This is a genomic window from Corynebacterium sp. CNJ-954 (genome assembly GCF_001942345.1).
Taxonomy (GTDB): domain Bacteria; phylum Actinomycetota; class Actinomycetes; order Mycobacteriales; family Mycobacteriaceae; genus Corynebacterium.
Map to the genome: position 1 here is coordinate 12,791 of NZ_MKKI01000015.1, position 15,669 is coordinate 28,459.

At 66.7% G+C, this 15,669-nt stretch carries 11 protein-coding genes and 2 pseudogenes; 5 read left to right on the forward strand and 8 right to left on the reverse strand.

The window, feature by feature from the left end:
* Positions 1-60 precede the first annotated feature (60 nt).
* Positions 61-1,826: pseudogene (locus BJF89_RS07250) on the forward strand (P-loop domain-containing protein).
* A 96-nt stretch (positions 1,827-1,922) separates the two neighbouring features.
* Positions 1,923-2,120: a hypothetical protein gene (locus tag BJF89_RS18490; protein WP_139311924.1), complete on the forward strand. Its 198-nt coding sequence runs from the start codon at positions 1,923-1,925 to the stop codon at positions 2,118-2,120.
* Here the strand turns inward: BJF89_RS18490 and BJF89_RS07255 are convergent.
* The 3 genes and pseudogenes from BJF89_RS07255 to BJF89_RS07265 all read right to left on the reverse strand — a co-directional run bounded on the left by BJF89_RS07255 (position 2,086) and on the right by BJF89_RS07265 (position 5,172).
* Entirely contained in the window at positions 2,086-2,940 is an 855-nt protein-coding gene (locus BJF89_RS07255; RefSeq protein WP_075813628.1) for a hypothetical protein, read from the reverse strand. The two genes, BJF89_RS18490 and BJF89_RS07255, sit on opposite strands and share 35 nt — an antisense overlap.
* Positions 2,941-2,972: 32 nt before the next feature.
* Positions 2,973-4,324 (reverse strand): annotated as a pseudogene (locus BJF89_RS07260) (M20/M25/M40 family metallo-hydrolase).
* Positions 4,321-5,172 carry a MetQ/NlpA family ABC transporter substrate-binding protein gene (locus BJF89_RS07265; protein WP_083650560.1) on the reverse strand — a complete coding sequence of 284 codons (852 nt, stop codon included), beginning with the start codon at positions 5,170-5,172 and terminating at the stop codon, positions 4,321-4,323. Before BJF89_RS07265 ends, BJF89_RS07260 begins: the two are co-directional and overlap by 4 nt.
* A gap of 114 nt (positions 5,173-5,286) precedes the next feature.
* On the opposite strand from BJF89_RS07265, the gene BJF89_RS07270 reads away from it, so the two are divergent.
* Positions 5,287-6,726: a lipase maturation factor family protein gene (locus tag BJF89_RS07270; RefSeq protein ID WP_075813630.1), complete on the forward strand. Its 1,440-nt coding sequence runs from the start codon at positions 5,287-5,289 to the stop codon at positions 6,724-6,726.
* On the opposite strand, the gene BJF89_RS07275 is transcribed toward BJF89_RS07270, so the two are convergent.
* The 4 genes from BJF89_RS07275 to BJF89_RS18170 form a co-directional block, all read right to left on the reverse strand.
* Positions 6,710-7,543, reverse strand: a complete 834-nt coding sequence (locus tag BJF89_RS07275; protein WP_075813632.1) for an N-acetylmuramoyl-L-alanine amidase — start codon at positions 7,541-7,543, stop codon at positions 6,710-6,712. The two genes, BJF89_RS07270 and BJF89_RS07275, sit on opposite strands and share 17 nt — an antisense overlap.
* A gap of 52 nt (positions 7,544-7,595) precedes the next feature.
* Positions 7,596-8,654, reverse strand: coding sequence for a Gfo/Idh/MocA family oxidoreductase (locus BJF89_RS07280; protein WP_075813634.1), 1,059 nt, complete (start codon positions 8,652-8,654; stop codon positions 7,596-7,598).
* A gap of 9 nt (positions 8,655-8,663) precedes the next feature.
* Positions 8,664-10,115 carry a GntP family permease gene (locus BJF89_RS07285; RefSeq protein ID WP_075813637.1) on the reverse strand — a complete coding sequence of 484 codons (1,452 nt, stop codon included), beginning with the start codon at positions 10,113-10,115 and terminating at the stop codon, positions 8,664-8,666.
* 112 nt (positions 10,116-10,227) lie between these two features.
* Positions 10,228-12,030, reverse strand: coding sequence for a TetR/AcrR family transcriptional regulator (locus tag BJF89_RS18170; RefSeq protein ID WP_083650558.1), 1,803 nt, complete (start codon positions 12,028-12,030; stop codon positions 10,228-10,230).
* On the opposite strand from BJF89_RS18170, the gene BJF89_RS07300 reads away from it, so the two are divergent.
* On the forward strand, positions 11,930-12,826 hold the full coding sequence (locus BJF89_RS07300; protein ID WP_075813639.1) for a 3-hydroxyacyl-CoA dehydrogenase family protein: 897 nt from the start codon (positions 11,930-11,932) through the stop codon (positions 12,824-12,826). The genes BJF89_RS18170 and BJF89_RS07300 overlap by 101 nt on opposite strands.
* Before the next feature lie 3 nt (positions 12,827-12,829).
* Here BJF89_RS07300 and mmuM read toward each other — a convergent pair whose 3' ends face one another.
* Complete coding sequence (gene mmuM / locus BJF89_RS07305) at positions 12,830-13,738, reverse strand: homocysteine S-methyltransferase (protein ID WP_075813649.1); 909 nt, start codon at positions 13,736-13,738, stop codon at positions 12,830-12,832.
* 36 nt (positions 13,739-13,774) lie between these two features.
* Between mmuM and BJF89_RS07310 the strand changes: the two genes are divergently transcribed.
* Complete coding sequence (locus BJF89_RS07310) at positions 13,775-15,193, forward strand: amino acid permease (protein ID WP_075813641.1); 1,419 nt, start codon at positions 13,775-13,777, stop codon at positions 15,191-15,193.
* Positions 15,194-15,669: the final 476 nt, after the last annotated feature.

The following is a 15,669-nucleotide window of genomic DNA, read 5'->3' on the forward strand; positions in this document are numbered from 1 at the left end:
CGACGTAGCAACCCCACAGGTCGGTCGTGCCAACCTGTGGGGTTGCTAGGCTGCGGAACCATGGCCCGCGACAACCAGCCCGACAGGAAGAACGAACTCAGGGATACCCTCACCAGCCTCGACGGCTCCGGGTACGGCGGCTACAAGCGGCTGCGCGGCACGCACCGGATCACCACGTCCAACGGCACGCCGGTGACGCTGTCGGTGGACAAGGTGCAGTCGGACCCGTTCGCACCGCCGTCACTGGTACAGGTCAGCGTTCCGTTCTCTGAGACAGGCATAGCCACGAGGCTGCCCGATGTCGATACCGCTGACATCCCGGACATCCCGGACATCCCGGACATCCCGGTGCGCGACCACCTGACCCGCCGCATCGCTTCCTCGCTGCGGGAGCACAATCCGTCCGGCGGTAAAGGTTCCGGGTTCCTCGCGGTGGACACCCCGGGGCAGCAGGTCCTGGACCGCAGCAGCGTCGTCATCTCCGTACCGGACAACCGGGTGACCGTCCGGCTCGAGGTCGCCCTGCCCGCCCAGGGGCGACGGATCCGGGGGCGGGCTGCCGCGACGCTGCTCTGCGAGGTCCTGCCCACCGTGGTGCAGGACGCCCTGCTCGACCTGGACGCAGACGCGCTCGACGCCATGGAGCGCGCACACGAAACCTACCTGGACCAGGAGTTCCTGCGCGGGGAACTGGATCATCTGGGCCTCGTCGGATTCGTGGCCGACGGTTCCGTCCTGCCCCGGGCGGCCGGCAACTCCCAACTCCCCCTCACCCGGGCCGTGCCCTTCTCCTCCCCGGAATCCCTGCGGCAGAGCGTGACACTGCCGTCGGGACGAACCGTCACCGGTCTCGGCGTGCCGAAGGGCGTCACCCTCATCGTCGGTGGTGGCTACCACGGAAAATCCACCCTGCTCAACACACTCGAACTAGGCGTCTACAACCACGTTCCAGGCGACGGCCGGGACTATGCCGTCACCGACGCCGATGCCGTCTCGCTGCGGGCAGAGGACGGACGTGCCGTCACCGAGGTGGACATCTCCCTTTCCTGCATGATCTGCCCGGCGCGGGAAACGGCCCGGACACCCGGTGCTTCTCCACGACGAACGCCTCGGGCTCCACCTCCCAGGCCGCCGGACTGGTCGAGGCACTGGATTCCGGGGCGACGTCGCTGCTGATCGACGAGGACACCTCGGCGACGAACTTCATGATCCGCGACGACCGGATGCGCGCTCTCGTCCCGTCGGCGAAGGAACCGATCACCCCCCTGGTGGACCGTGTCCGCTCACTGTGGGAGGACCACGGGGTGTCGACTGTGCTGGTGGCCGGTGGGTCAGGCATGTTCATCGACGTCGCGGACACGGTGATCATGCTCGACAACTACCGGCCCGTCGATGTCACACAGCGGGCCCGGGAACTTGCTGAACCTGCTGCCGGCGGCACGATGGAGTTGCCGGCGCGGCGGGCTCCGGGGCGCACGTCATTCTCGTCGCCGGGACGCGGCGGCAAGGGGCCGCGTCCCCCACAGGCGAAGGGTCTGCACAGTATCCGCGTGGGCGAGGAGTACATCGACCTGTCCGCCTGGTCGCAGCTGGTCGACCCGTCCCAGACGAACACCGTCGCCGCCGCCCTGGGGGCGCTGGACCTGGACGGTTCCATCCCGCTGTCTGTGCTTGTCGATGCTGTCGTCGACCGTATCGGTCATGACGGTCTGGACGCGCTCTCCACCCACGGGGCGGGCCGGCATCCCGGACGTCTGGCCGGTGTACGCCGCCATGAGATCGCCGCTGCGGTCAACCGGTACCGGGGACTCAGAAGACGAAAATAGGCACCTCTCCAGGTACGCCCACGGACCCTGTCGCGTACCCGGAATGGTGCACATTTCCCGTCGGTACGCCCGGATGGGGTCTTCGCGGTCCGCGGCGTGCCTTTCGCCACGGTGACTCCGGAGAAGATTCTCCGTGTCCCGGAGCAGGATGACGTCGCTTTGGACGAGGTCAACGGCATGCAGTCCAATGCGCTGGTACGGCAGGCATGGTTCGCTGCCGCACCTGAGTACCTGGCCGACCGGCTACACGGCGTCGGGCCTAAGGCTGTACGGATCCTGGGGGAGTCGCGATGACGACGTCGTCCGGGCCGTAGCAGACCTCACCCGCGTCGAGTTCGGCGGCGCGCCCCGCCGTGGGGATCGAGCAGTCCCATTCCCCTACGCGCATCGCCATGGTGGTGCCACCGCCCTCGGAATCACGTCGCTCACGGTACTCGTCGACGACCGCCTGGGCGTCCAGGCAGGACACGGATCCTTCCCGGACTTCCACCAGGGTGTTCCCCGATGCCGCCCCGCAGGTGGTGCCGGCCGAGACCAGTTCATCTGTCTCCGAGTAGTCGCCGTCGACACCTGCAGGGCGCTCCGGAGTCTCAGTCACAGAGGTCTCAGAGGCACTCACATGGTACTCGTGATCCAGGACGTCCCCGGTGAGAGTCATGGTGCTGTCGTCCCCGCTGATGTCCATGTTTGTCTCGCCGACGGAGCAGCCCAGTTCAGCGTCCTCGTTCATCTCGCAGGAGGCGTCCCCCACGGTGAGCCGCTGGCCAGGCTCCAGGGCGGCAGGAGCGGGTGGCGCTCCTTCGACCATCGTGTAGGTGATCCCGTCGGCGGTGATCCTCGCCGCACCGGGACGTTGCTGCTCGAACGGGGGCACCTCAATGTCCGGCGCATCGTCCGGCACGTCTCCGGTACAGGTCACCGCAGCTTCTGTGTCGATGATGCAGGTACCTGTCCCCTCGGCGCCGGTACGGTAGTCGAACGATGTCGTCCCGCTCCGCTCAAAGGCAGCCGGATCGACGTCCTCGACACTCTCGGCCTGGTCCGCGAAAGTCGGTGCCGGTGCATCCTCATCCCCGGAGGAACAACCGGCGATGAGGAAAACCCCTGCCGTCACGAAAGACAATGTCCTGATTCCCTGAATTCTCCTCACAGGAATCTGTCTACCAGGCTGGCGTAGGCCCTGACCGTCAAATCCAGATCCTCGAGATAGAGATGCTCGTCATGGGTATGCAGCTGGGCATTGACCTCGGCGAGCGTCCGGTCGCGGGCATTCAGGGCGAAACCGTAGCCCACCCCTCCCAACCGACGACCGAAACGCAGGTCAGAACCTCCCGCCGCGAGAACAGGGACGACCTGGGCATCAGGGAAGAACTCCCCGACGGTATCCTCGACCACCCGGTAGAGCCTGGAGTCGGTCGTGGAGACCTCCGCGGGTTCCGAGATCAACCGTTCAATCTCCACCTCCCCGGCGAGGTCACCGAGAGCGTCACGTAGCTCGGCGTCGACGTCGTCGTCGGTCTGACCCGGCAGCGGGCGGATGTCGAGCTCCAGGTAGGCGCTGGACGGCAGGACGTTGATCGCCTGCCCGGCGCGCAGCACCGTCGGCGCGATCGTCAGGTGCGACACCGCGTCGGCATAGCGCGCGAGTTCGCCGAACTCCAGGTAAGCGCTGTCGTCCGCACCGGTGAGCAGGGCGTCGTTGACGGACTGGTCGAAACGGAACGCCTCGACGAATCCCTGCCAGAGCGGGTCTCCCGAGACCGCCGGACGGTGGGCCGCAATGCGTCGGGCCACCTCCGCGATCCGGGCCACGGTGAAGTCCCTGCCGAAGGGCTGGGACCCGTGCCCGGCGTCGCCGCTGACATGCAGCCGCCGCTGGGCGGCACCTTTCTCACCGACGACCACGACAACGGCATCCGACCCGTCTGAGACGGGCAGATGCGAGCCCCCGGTCTCGGAGATGCAGTTGCGCCAGCTGAACAGGTCAGGGTGTTCCTCGGAGAGCCATTTCGCTCCGAGACCGCCGCGGGCCTCTTCATCGGCGACACCGACGAAGGTCAACGTCCCGCGGGGCGGCGTCCCCGATGCCGCGGCGCGGGCGACACGGCGGGTGACCACCGCCATGGGCGCGGTGAGCCCCAGCATGTCGACGGTGCCCGACCGTAGATCCTGTCGTCGATGACCTCCGCCCCGAAAGGGTCGACGGTCCACCTGGCGTGGTCGACGGGGACCACGTCGGTGTGCCCGAGGAAGGTGAGTGGTTCGGCCCCCGGGTCGCTGCCCTCGACGGACACGACGATGCTGGTACGACCCGGGCGCGGCTCCAGACGCGTGATCGTCACCGCGTCACGGACGGCGGGGTCTGCGGTAAAGAACTCCTCGAGTGTGTCGGCGTTGCGCACCTCCTGACCGGAGTCCGGGGTGAGGTCGTTGACGCACGCATTGCGCACCAGCGTCCGCAGCAGCTCCAGGGACTCGGTGTACAGTCCGCCGGTCACTTCAACGCCTCCGGGACGAACCAGTAGTCGTCTTCGCCGCGGCCCGCCAGGTAGTCGGCGAACTCGTCGGACCGGTATGCCTCAGCGACGGCGTCGGCCCACTCGGAGTCGGCGTCCTCGCTACGGACCACCGCGACAAGTTCAAGCTCCGGCAGCAGTTCCTCCTGCAACAGCTGCAGTTCCGGGTCGACATCGGACGCGTAGGCCATGGAGCCTGGGATCACGGCCCAGTCCACGTCGTCGAGCCCGCGGGAGATGAACGCCGAGTCGAGGGTGCTGATGTCCAGGTTATGCGGGTTGTCCGCAATGTCCTCGGCACTGAGTTCGGTCTCGTCGGCGTCGTCGTTGAATGTCAGCCAGCCTGCCTGACCGAGGATGCGGTACGCACGCGAGGCATTCGACGGGTCCTCCGGGATCGAGACGGTCTGCCCGTCGGCGATGTCGTCGAGACTGTCGTGGTTCGACGAGTACAGTCCGGCGGGAACGGTCGGGATCGGCGTGATGGACGTCAGGTCCGCCCCGGCATCCCGGTTGAAGGCCTCCATGTAGGCGGTGTGCTGGTCGACGTTGAGATCCACGCTGCCCTCCTGCAGCGCGATGTCCGCCTGCTGCAGTTCAGTGAAGTCGTCGAACGTCACCTCGTAGCCGTCCTCCTCGAGGATCGGGACGACCCCCTCGCGGAACAGCTCGCTGTACGGCCCGGGGGATGTGCCGACGCGAATGGTGCCTTCCTCCTGCTGGGCCCCGTCGTCGGCGCACGCAGCGAGGCCGACTGCCAGGCCGGTGGCGACGGTGGCGACGCCTGCGGTCCGCAGAACGCGTCGGACGGTGGTGGTGTGACTGGTCATGGTGGTCTCCTCGTGGTGGTGGAACGTCATCTCCACACCACACTAGACCACTTGGTCTATACCTCTGTCGCCGGGGTCTGTCGTCGCCACGCACTCCCGTCTACGGTGGGGATCATGAACGGTGTCGCGGCCGTGGATTTCGAGCTCGTCCGCCAGGTGCTTCAGCGGGGCATCGCGGTGCTCTTCCTGCTCGGGTTCCTGTCCACGCTCAATCAGTTCCGACCGCTGGCGGGTGAACGCGGGCTGCTGCCCGCTCCCGATCTCCTCGACAGGGCAGCCACGGTGGAACGCGAGCGCGGTGGCCCCGTGCTGCGTCCGACACTGTTCCGCCACGTGCGCTACACCGACCGCCGGCTGAGTCTGTTGTGCTGGGCCGGTATGGCTGTGGCCCTCCTCCTGGTCGCAGGAGTCCCCCAGCTCGGTCCTCCGTGGGTCCCGATGCTGTGTTTCCTGGCACTGTGGTTCGGCTACATGTCGGTGACCAGCATCGGCCGCACCTTCTACGGGTTCGGTTGGGAGATGCTGCTGTGCGAGGCAGGCTTCCTCGCAGCATTCCTCGGATCGAATTCGCAGCCCCCGACGACAGTGACGATCGTGCTGATGATGTGGCTGGTCTTCCGCCTGGAGTTCGGGGCCGGAATGATCAAGATACGGGGAGGCCGGGAGTGGCGCGACCTCACGGCACTCATGTACCACCACGAGACCCAGCCGATGCCCGGCCCCTTCAGCAGGACCGCACACCTGATGCCGTCCTGGTTCCACCGGGGCGAGGTCATCGGCAACCACGTGACACAGCTGGGCGTGACCTGGCTGCTGTTCATCCCGTTGCTCGGGCTGGTGGTCGATTCCCCCTGGCCCCTCCTGGTCGGGGCAGGCGCCGCCGCGGTGATGATTGTGACACAACTGTGGCTGGTGGTCACCGGGAACTTCGCCTGGCTGAACTGGGCCACGGTGGTGCTGGCCTTCTCCGCGGTCGGCGTCCCCGGCTCAGGAGGGTCGGACACCGGCATCCCCACCTACTGGATCGTGGTGACCTCAGCGGTGTTCGTGCTCTATGTGGTTCTCAGCTGGCCGGCGGCACGCAACCTGTTCTCGGAACACCAGGTGATGAACGGTTCCTTCAACCGGTGGCAGCTGGCCAACGCCTACGGTGCGTTCGGCACGGTGACGAGCACACGCACCGAGTACGTCATCGAGGGCAGCGACGACGGAACGTCCTGGCAGGAGTACGGGTTCCGTGGAAAACCGGGTGACGTCCGCCGGCGCCCGCCACAGATCGCCCCGTACCATCTGCGGCTGGACTGGATGATGTGGTTCCTGCCGTTGGGCGGGGTCGACCGGTGGTTCGTGGTACTGCTGCACCGCCTGCTGGAGGCGGATGCTCAGACACTGAAGCTGCTCGCACACGATCCTTTCCACGGTGCCCGTCCGGCGGCGGTACGGGTGGTGTCCTACCGTTACCGGTTCTCCACCCGCGATGAATTCGCCGCCACCGGGGACCATTGGGTCCGGGACCGTCGGTCCGTCCTGATCCCTCCTATGAGGCACCATTGAGGCCGACCCCGGTACATGCCGGGGACATCGCCGCCGCCGCAATCAGCCCTGCCGTCAGGCCGTCGATGTAGCGGGCCTTCTCCACAGCGGTGAGCCCCTCCGCCCCTCCCCTGGTGGCACTGCCGAACTCGTTGTAGATCCACGGCATATCCGCGATCAGCGAGATCACCGGGATATTCCCCTCCCACAGCGGGTCACGACCGGCGAAGGAGTTGTCACGCACCGGCACCTCCCCGCCTTCGAGCACCGACCGCGCGCCGGCCACGACACCGGACAACCGCTGTGATTCCGCCGCCACGCCCGGGTTGTCGAAACTGACGGTGCGGTGCTCTCCACCAGCGTCCGTCCCCGCGCGGTACGCGTCCTGGCGTTGCGGGAAGATCGCCGACTGGTCAGCGCCGGGGGTCGTGTGGACGGACACTCCCATGAACGCACCGGCAGTGGAAGCCCGGTCGACGCGCTCACGGTAGGTCACGTCCTCGTCCACGGAGGTCTTCAGCACCTCGGTGCCGATCCCTGCGAGCGCGAGCCGCGATTGGACGGCACGCGTGATCTCCAGGGCATCGGCGTCCTCACTTCCGTTGGGGTAGTCGATCATGCGGACACCGGTGACGGGGTCGAATCCGTCGGTGTCTTCTCCGTTGTGGCCGGGATCCAGGGCAATGACACATCCGGGACCGGTGCCACCACCCACGGTTGATCCCGGCAGGGACGACTGGGCGTGGGCGCCGGTCACCGAGCCGGCACCTACGCCGGCGACGAGGAGGACGGCGGAGACAACGTGGCGCGCGTGGTCACCCAGGGGAGAATACTGCATGGAGGAAAGTATAACTCACAGGTGAATATGGGTCTTCGCTCAGGCCGAGACGTCAGCTACGCCCGGCCCTGGCGAAGGCCTGCTCGATGATCTCGAGCACCCGGACGGAGTCCGACGGGTCGACCGGCAGGGGGCCGGTGCCGTGGATCGCCGACGCGAGGCCACGGTAGAAGTCGGAGTAGTCGCCCACCAGTGTCTCCACCTGCCGGGACTTCTCCCCAGCACTCACCGTGCCCCAGTTCTCCGACGACGTTGTCCCGTAACCGGGGTCACCGGGACGCACACCGTCCTTCAACGCCTGTTCCTGTCCGTCGATCCCCCAGCTCGTGTACCCCGCCTCCGAGCCGACCACCTGGAAACGCGGGCCCGGGTTCGGACGCACCGCGCTCATCCACAGGTGGGAACGGACACTGGAGTCATGATGCAGGGCGAGGAACACGTCGTCCTCGGAATTGGTCTGGCTGCGACGCCGGTCGATCTCGACGTACATGTCGAGCTCACCGTCGTGCGTCGCCACGGGCCCGAACAGCTGGAGAGCCTGGTCGATGACGTGTGATCCGAGGTCGTAGAGCACCCCCGCACCGGCCGCAGGGGTACCGGCGGTCTTCCAGGATGCCCGTGGACGGGGCTGCCACTTCTCGAAGCGGGACTCGAAGCGACGCACCTCTCCGAGTTCGCCGGTGTCGACGAGTGAGCGCACCGTCCGGAAGTCGCCGTCCCACCGCCGGTTCTGGAAGACGGTGAGGCAGCGTCCCGCCTGCTCCGCACGCGCAATGAGGTCACGGCCTTCATCCGCGGTGGGGACGAACGGCTTGTCTGTCAGGACGTGCAGACCGGCGTCGAGGGCGGCAGCCGCCAACGCAGCATGGGTGGCTCCGGGTGTGCCGATCACGACGAGATCGAACTCGTCGGCACGCGCCCACACCTCCTCTGCGGAATCGAGCAGGCGGATGTCCGGGTACTCCCGCAGCGCATCCGCGCGGCGCTGCCCGTCGGTGGTGACCACAGCCGTGAGCTCGAAGGCGGGGTCGGCGGCGATGAAGGGCGCATGGAAGATACGTCCGGACAAGCCGAAACCGAGGACGACGGTGCGGATCGGTGTGGTGTGCATGTCCCCCTTCTACACGAAGACGGAGATCAGCAGCGCCATGAGCAGACCGAAGACCGACACCAGTGTCTGGACCGTCATGTGGGTCTTGGTGGCCTGGCCGAGCGTCATGCCGAAGGACTCCTTGACGAACCAGAATCCGGCGTGGTTGACCCAGTTCAGGCCCACGGAACCGGAACCGATGGCGATGACCACCAGCGACACGTACGCCGACGGCATGCCGGCGACCAGCGGGGCGAGAATTCCGGTCGCGCTGACGATGCCCACGGTGGCCGAACCGGTGCAGAACGACAGGATCAGCCCGATCAGCCAACCGAGCAGGATGAGGTTCATGTCGAACCCGGAGACCACGTCGACGATCGCGTCGTTGATGTCCGAGGTCTTCAGCACGGAGTTGAACATGCCGCCACCGGCGATGATCAGGGCGACACCCGCGACAGATCCGAGGGAGCTGCCGAAGGACTTCTTCACGTCCGCCCCACTCATCTTCGCGGAGAAGCTCAGCACAACCGCAGCGAACAGGACGCCGATGAACATGGCGATGACCGGCTCACCCAGCATGGCTGCCGGGGTCTTCAGCGACGAGTCCGGTGCCACCAGGTCCACCACCGTCTCGAAGAGCATGAGGACCACGGGCACCAGTACGCAGACGAACGCCAACCAGGTGGGAACCGGACGCAGGACGTTGCCGGACTCCTCCCCGCGACGCGGTTCACCGCCGGTGGCGGTCCCTGCCGACGTGGTGCTACCGGCCTTCTCCAGCTCGTCGGCGGTGGTGCCGGTGTACTGACGGACCAGGGTGTCGGACGGCTCGAGTGAGATGCGCGGTGCGATGAAATGGGCGTACACGGGGCCGGAGAGCACGACGGCCGGCACGGCGCAGAGCAGGCCCAGGCCGATGGTCAGGCCGATATTGGCGTCGAGACCGTTGACGGCGATGGTCGGTCCGGGGTGCGGTGGCAGCATGCCGTGCAGGCAGCTCAAGGCGGCGATCGCCGGGATGAGGATCTTCAGGTACCACATCTTCGGGCGTCCGGCTGCGACGTCGAGGCGCAAGGCGACGCCGTAGATCACCGGCATGAGGACCACGAGCCCGACCTCGAAGAACATCGGGATGCCGATGAGGAAAGCCACAGCCGTCATCACCCAGGGGGCGGTGCGTGGCGAACTGTGGTCGACCACGAGGTCAGCGATCCGTCCCACCGCACCGGAGTCGGCGAGCAGTCGGCCGAGCATGGCGCCGAGGAAGACGACCAGGCCCGTCTCGCCCAGGGTGCCTCCGGCACCGTCGATGAGGGTTTCGGGGATGTCCGCCAACGGCAGCCCCGCCGCCACGGCAGCGAAGAAGGAGACGACCGAGAGGGCGAGGAACGGGTGCAGTTTCGTACGCCAGTTGATCAGGAAGATCAGCAGGATGATCGATACAGCCAGAACCCCAACCAGATAAGTTGGTGAATCATACATGGAGACCGAGGTTACACGCTGCGTATAAGCGTCTACTGCACCACTGTCCGGTTCCCGCCAGGGCCCCGACAGTCACTTTCCCAGCTCACGCCGGGTGCCGCTTCAGGCGCCGTCACGAGACAGGGAGGCACTGTGACGAACATCTCGCCAGTGCGATACCGGTCGCCGCTCCGGGCAACACGGTCACCGTTCTGTCCGAGGCGCCGTCCAGGCCCACCGCGCGGATGCTGCCCGACAGGTCGGAGACATAGGCCACCCGGGCCTCTTCGTCCAGTGCAAGCCCGATCGCCTCCCTGAACCCGGTGGCCAGCACGGTCGGTGCACCGCCCTTCTCCCCCGGGCCCGGCACGGCGGCACAGGTCAGCGAGTTGCCCTGCGGTCCCGTGCCCCGGTCCGTCCAGTAGAGCGTCCGCCCAGTGCCGTCCAGCTCCAGGTCGATGGGTTCCGGAAGCCCCTCCCACAGCAGTTCGGTGTCTCTGCGGTCCTCTGCGGAGACACCGACGGGGAGCTCGAGTCCGGCGCGGAAGATCCGTCCCCGGCCACCGTCAGCGGGCCCCTTCTGGGTCCAGTAGAGGTATCCGTTCACCGGATCGACGCACACGCCGACACACCTCTCCTCGTCTTCTGTCGGCCCGTGGCCGGCCGTGGACACCAGCAGGCTCACCTCGCTGCCGTCCCGCCGGGACCGGTACACGGCCCGTCCCTCACGGTCGCACCAGTAGAGCATCCCGGTCGTCGGGTCCGTGACGAGCTGTTTACCGGTGGTGAAGGTTCCCGTCGGCACGATCTCCTCCACGTCTGAGCCGTGGACGGGGCCGGCATCGAGCGACACCCGTACGACCGCACCGTTGGTGTGCATGTACTCAGGTTCCGCCCCCCGCCCGGCAGGCGGACCGTCCGGCCGCCCCATCAACGAGACGTACCCCGCCCGCTCGCGGCCGTCAACGACGAGCCCGTCGGGTGACGCGAGTCCACCGGTGACGACCTGGGTCACTGCACCGTCCTCCGGGTCGATCCGGACCACGGCCCCGCGGGCGACGTCGAGGGCGTACAGGTGGGCCGCCGTGGGATCGGGGCGGTACGTGGCCGTGATCCCCCGGAGTGCGGCCAGAACCGTGTCATATCTCAACTGTGCAGGATCCGCCGACAACGGCCCCTGGAGCACGGCACCGACATGTGCGGCGATGATGATCCGGGTCGCCTCGAGGGGGTCACCGAGGAGCCGGAAACCTGCCTGCTGCACAGCGTGGGCGAGAACCGGGAGCAGCCGGTCGGCGAAGCGCTCGTTGTGGTCACGCAGCGCCGACGATGCGGCAGTGTCCCTGGTTCCGCGGGTACCTGCTGCGTCGGCGAACCCGACACGCAGGGTGAACCACTCGACATCAGCGGGAATGGCCTCCACCAGGTTCCGGGCGACATGCGCCAGGACATCAACCTCTCCGGCATGTTCCGTGTCGCGGGTGTCGCGGGTGTCACGGGAGTCACGGGGTCGCTGGACACCCTCGAGACGGTCCAGGAGCTTCTCGGCGTGCTGTTCGTAGACCGCGAAGAACACCTCGTCCATGGAGGAGAAGTTGGAGTAGTAGGCACCCCGGGTGAATCCCGCCTCCGCGCACAGTTCGTCGATGCTCACATTCGTACTACGGCGTCGTGCGAACAGTCGCTCAGCTGCCGCGACGAGAGCCCCGCGGGTGTTTGTCCTGGTACGACGTAGTTCGGGTGGCACATTCACTCCAATCGGGTACATAATGAATTCAGTACAAAGTGTACTCGAAAGGTCCGGCGGCCACACGCCGGAGAAGGAAGGCACGATCATGAGCACAACAGACATCCGCCCCGTCGTCATCATCGGCGCCGGCACCCTCGGCCGTCGCATCGGCGCGGTCTTCGCCGGCGGCGGAGCAGCGGTACGCATCGTCGACTTCTCGGCCGAGCAGAGGGACGCCGCCCTGGCCTACATCCGCGACACCGCACCCCGACTCCGCGACCAGCTGCAGGAGTCCCGTCCCGATCTCGGCACCGTCACCGTCGGCAGCGCCGAGGGTTTCGAGGACTCCACGGAAGAGTCCCTCTCGGACGCATGGCTGGTGATCGAGGCAGTACCCGAGAACCTCGACATCAAGCGCCCGCTGTTCGGCACACTCGACCGGCTCGCGCCCGGTGACGCGATCCTGGCCACCAACTCGTCGTCCTACGCCTCGCGCATGGTGGTCGACGAGGTCACCCACCGCGACCGCGTCCTCAACATGCACTTCGCGATGCCCCCTCGTTCGATGGCCGTGGAGCTGATGTCCGACGGTGAGACGTCCCCGGAGATCATCGACCGACTGGTAGAGGAACTGCCGAACTACGGGATCCTGCCGTTCGTCGCACAGAAGGAGAGCACGGGGTTCATCTTCAACCGCATCTGGGCGGCGATCAAGCGCGAGAGCCTCGCTGTCGTCTCCGAAGGCGTGAGCACACCCGACGACGTGGATGCGATCATGAGCGCCAACCTGGGCCTCAAGGCAGGCCCGTTCGCCTCCATGGACCAGGTGGGCCTGGACGTCGTCCTCAACATCGAGGACCACTACGCCAAGGAAAACCCGCACCTGCCGGAGGGCCCGCGTCAACTGCTGCACCGCTACGTCGACGCCGGCAAACTCGGCAAGAAGACCGGCGAGGGGTTCTACACCTACGACTCCGACGGCAACCGCATCGCGGAGCAGTAGCGGTCAGCTGCCGAGCGCCCTGTCGCGGATCGACGCAATCTCCCGCGGAGTGACCCGGCAGCACCCTCCGAGCAGCCGGACACCCGCGTCGAGGAACTCCGGCACCGAATCCAGCAGACCGGGGCCACCACCGGAGTCCCGCGGTACCCACACGCGGTTCACGTGGTCCCAGCGTTCGCCGCTGTTGGGGTAGGCGATCAGCGGCAGATCAGTGAACTCGGCGAGCCGCCGGACACCTGCCAGGACGTCACCGGCGGCGCCACAGTTCACACCGACCGCCCGGATCGCGGTCGACGCGGACGCGATTGCGGCGACGTCCTTCAGGTCCGTCCCGTCACTCAGCAGACCGTCACTGCCCGGCGTGACGGTGAGGCTCAACCATGCCGGACTCCCGACACGATCCAGTTCCCCGGCGAGGGCTTCAACCTCCCGGACGGACGGGACAGTTTCGGCGAGTAGGACGTCCGCCTCCGTGTCCGCCAGAATCTCGATGCGCCGACGGTGCCACGCCGCCAACTCCCTGACGGACAGTCCGTATGCCCCGTCATACTCCGTCCCCTGGCCGGGGCCGGCACCGTACGGGCCGACCGACGCCGCGATGAGTCGGTCGTGCTGAGCAGCCTCGATTGCGAGACGGACGCTGTCCCGCAGCAACGACTCCGCGACATCCTCGGCTTCCGAGGCGGCGACGCCGGCGGCGACAAGACCGTCCACGGTCACTTCGTAGGAGCACGTCGTGGCCACGTCGGCACCGGCATCGAAGAAGTCACGGTGAGCAGCGACAATCTCGGCGGGGTCGTCCCGCAGGATCTGCGCCGACCAGAGCGAACCGGTGATGTCATTGCCTCGGTCGGCCAGGCGGGTACCGAAGCCACCGTCGAGAATCGTGATGGGAAGATCGGGGTCTGTCATCCGGACCACTGTAGACCTGTCAGTACAGTGTCTGCCATGACACCACCCGCCGAACCCGTCGGACACTCTGCACCGCCGGAGAACTCCTCGCTGCAACGCACCATGGCCTCGCGCCACCTGGTGATGATCGCCCTCGGTGGGGTGATCGGATCCGGACTTTTCGTGTCCTCCGGTTACACCATCGAGCAGGCCGGCCCCCTCGGCGCGGTGCTCGCCTACGGAATCGGAGCCCTGGTCGCGTGGTTGGTGATGACCTGCCTCGGCGAGTTGGCCGTGGTCTATCCGGTGTCCGGAGGATTCCACGTCTACGCCAGCAGGAACCTGGGGCCTGCCTGGGGGTTCACCACCGCATGGTTGTACTGGTTGTGCTGGGCCGTGGCGCTGGGCAGCGAGTTCACCGCCATCGGGATCCTGATGCAGCGGTGGTTCCCCGACATCCCGGTGTGGGTCTGGTGCGCCGTGTTCGCGACAGTGCTGTTCACGCTCAACGCAATCTCCTCCCGTGTCTTCGGTGAGTCCGAATTCTGGCTCTCACTGGTCAAGGTGATCGCCGTGGTCGCGCTGATCGTCGTCGGTGCCGCGTCCATCATCGGGATCAACCCGTTGACGGACGGCGGTGCCATCGGTCTCGGCAACTTCGACACACCCGACGGTCTGCTGCCGACCGGCATCAGCGGGATTCTCATCACCACGCTGGCGGTCTTCTACGCCTTCTCCGGCACGGAGCTGATCGGCGTCGCCGCCGGTGAAACGAAAGACCCCGAGAAGACGATCCCGCGGGCGATCCGCACCGCGGTCCTGCGCCTGACCGTCTTCTTCATCGGCGCGATCGCCGTCATCGCCGCGATCATCCCCTATTCCTCCGCCGGGCTGGACGAGAGTCCCTTCGTCACCGTCTTCGATGTCGTCGGGTTGCCCGGTATGGCCGACGTGATGAACTTCGTGATCATCACCGCGCTGTTGTCCGCGGGTAATTCGGGGTTGTTCTCCTGCACCCGGATGCTGCACTCACTGGCGTCCGAGGGCCAGGCGCCGAAGGCACTCGCCCGGACGACGGAACGTGGCATTCCGATGCTCGCGCTGTGCGTGTCGATGCTCGGAGGACTTGCTTCACTGCTGTCCAGCGTCGTCGCCCCGGGAAGCCTCTTTCTGGCGCTGGTGTCGGTCGCCGGATTCGCGGTGGTGGCGGTGTGGATCGCCATCGCGGCATCCCAGATCGCCTTCCGACGTCGCTTCACCGCGGCAGGAGGGCGTGTCGAGGACCTGGCCTACCATTCACCCCTGTTCCCCTGGGTGCCTGGAGCCGCACTGGCACTGTTGGTCGTCTCCCTGGTGGGAGTGGGGTTCGACCCGTCCCAGCGGGCATCACTGTATTTCGGCGTGCCCTTCACCCTGGCGTGCCTGGCGTACTACCGGTTGAGGCACGGTGCCGGGGTATTCCGGCCGGAGAGATGACGGTGACGAACTGGGCGGTGGTTACTGACCGGTTGTGACACTGCGGTTCATCCCCGCTGACGTGGGGAGTACGGTCCACCAAGTGTTCCTGTTATCTGCGACACGGACTCACCCCGCACCACGGGAATGAGCCATGCACACCGTTTATGTAGCGCAATGTGCTCAGACTCGTCCTGCGCCGGCAGAGCTTCAAGCCATTTGTAACTGTCCGCTTGCGGGGCTCATTTGCGGAGTTCCCAAAGAAACCTGCCGCGCCCACTGAAGGCCAGAACCAAGTCGTATCTAGAATGGACATCGGCTCCGCAAACCTGCAGTACATCGAGTGTGCTCCCCGCGCCAGCGGGGATGAGCCGATCGGCGTCAACCGGCAGACCTACAGGCGAGCGTGCTCCCCGCGCCAGCGGGGATGAGCCGTCGAGTCTGTTCTCCAGGCCCTCCTGCCCGTTGTGCTCCCCGCGCCAGCGGGGATGAGCCCA

Bases quoted from the DNA above. Each gene is read 5' to 3' on its own strand.
- BJF89_RS07265 (WP_083650560.1), bottom strand. From the start codon at position 5,172: ATGACCAGTCACACCACCACCGTCCGACGCGTTCTGCGGACCGCAGGC.
- BJF89_RS07270 (WP_075813630.1), top strand. From the start codon at position 5,287: ATGAACGGTGTCGCGGCCGTGGATTTCGAGCTCGTCCGCCAGGTGCTT.
- BJF89_RS07275 (WP_075813632.1), bottom strand. From the start codon at position 7,543: ATGCAGTATTCTCCCCTGGGTGACCACGCGCGCCACGTTGTCTCCGCC.
- BJF89_RS07280 (WP_075813634.1), bottom strand. From the start codon at position 8,654: ATGCACACCACACCGATCCGCACCGTCGTCCTCGGTTTCGGCTTGTCC.
- BJF89_RS07285 (WP_075813637.1), bottom strand. From the start codon at position 10,115: ATGTATGATTCACCAACTTATCTGGTTGGGGTTCTGGCTGTATCGATC.
- BJF89_RS07300 (WP_075813639.1), top strand. From the start codon at position 11,930: ATGAGCACAACAGACATCCGCCCCGTCGTCATCATCGGCGCCGGCACC.
- BJF89_RS18170 (WP_083650558.1), bottom strand. From the start codon at position 12,030: ATGCGTACCGCTGCTCCGCCGCCGGCGAAGACCGCGCCGATGCGACGG.
- mmuM (WP_075813649.1), bottom strand. From the start codon at position 13,738: ATGACAGACCCCGATCTTCCCATCACGATTCTCGACGGTGGCTTCGGT.
- BJF89_RS07310 (WP_075813641.1), top strand. From the start codon at position 13,775: ATGACACCACCCGCCGAACCCGTCGGACACTCTGCACCGCCGGAGAAC.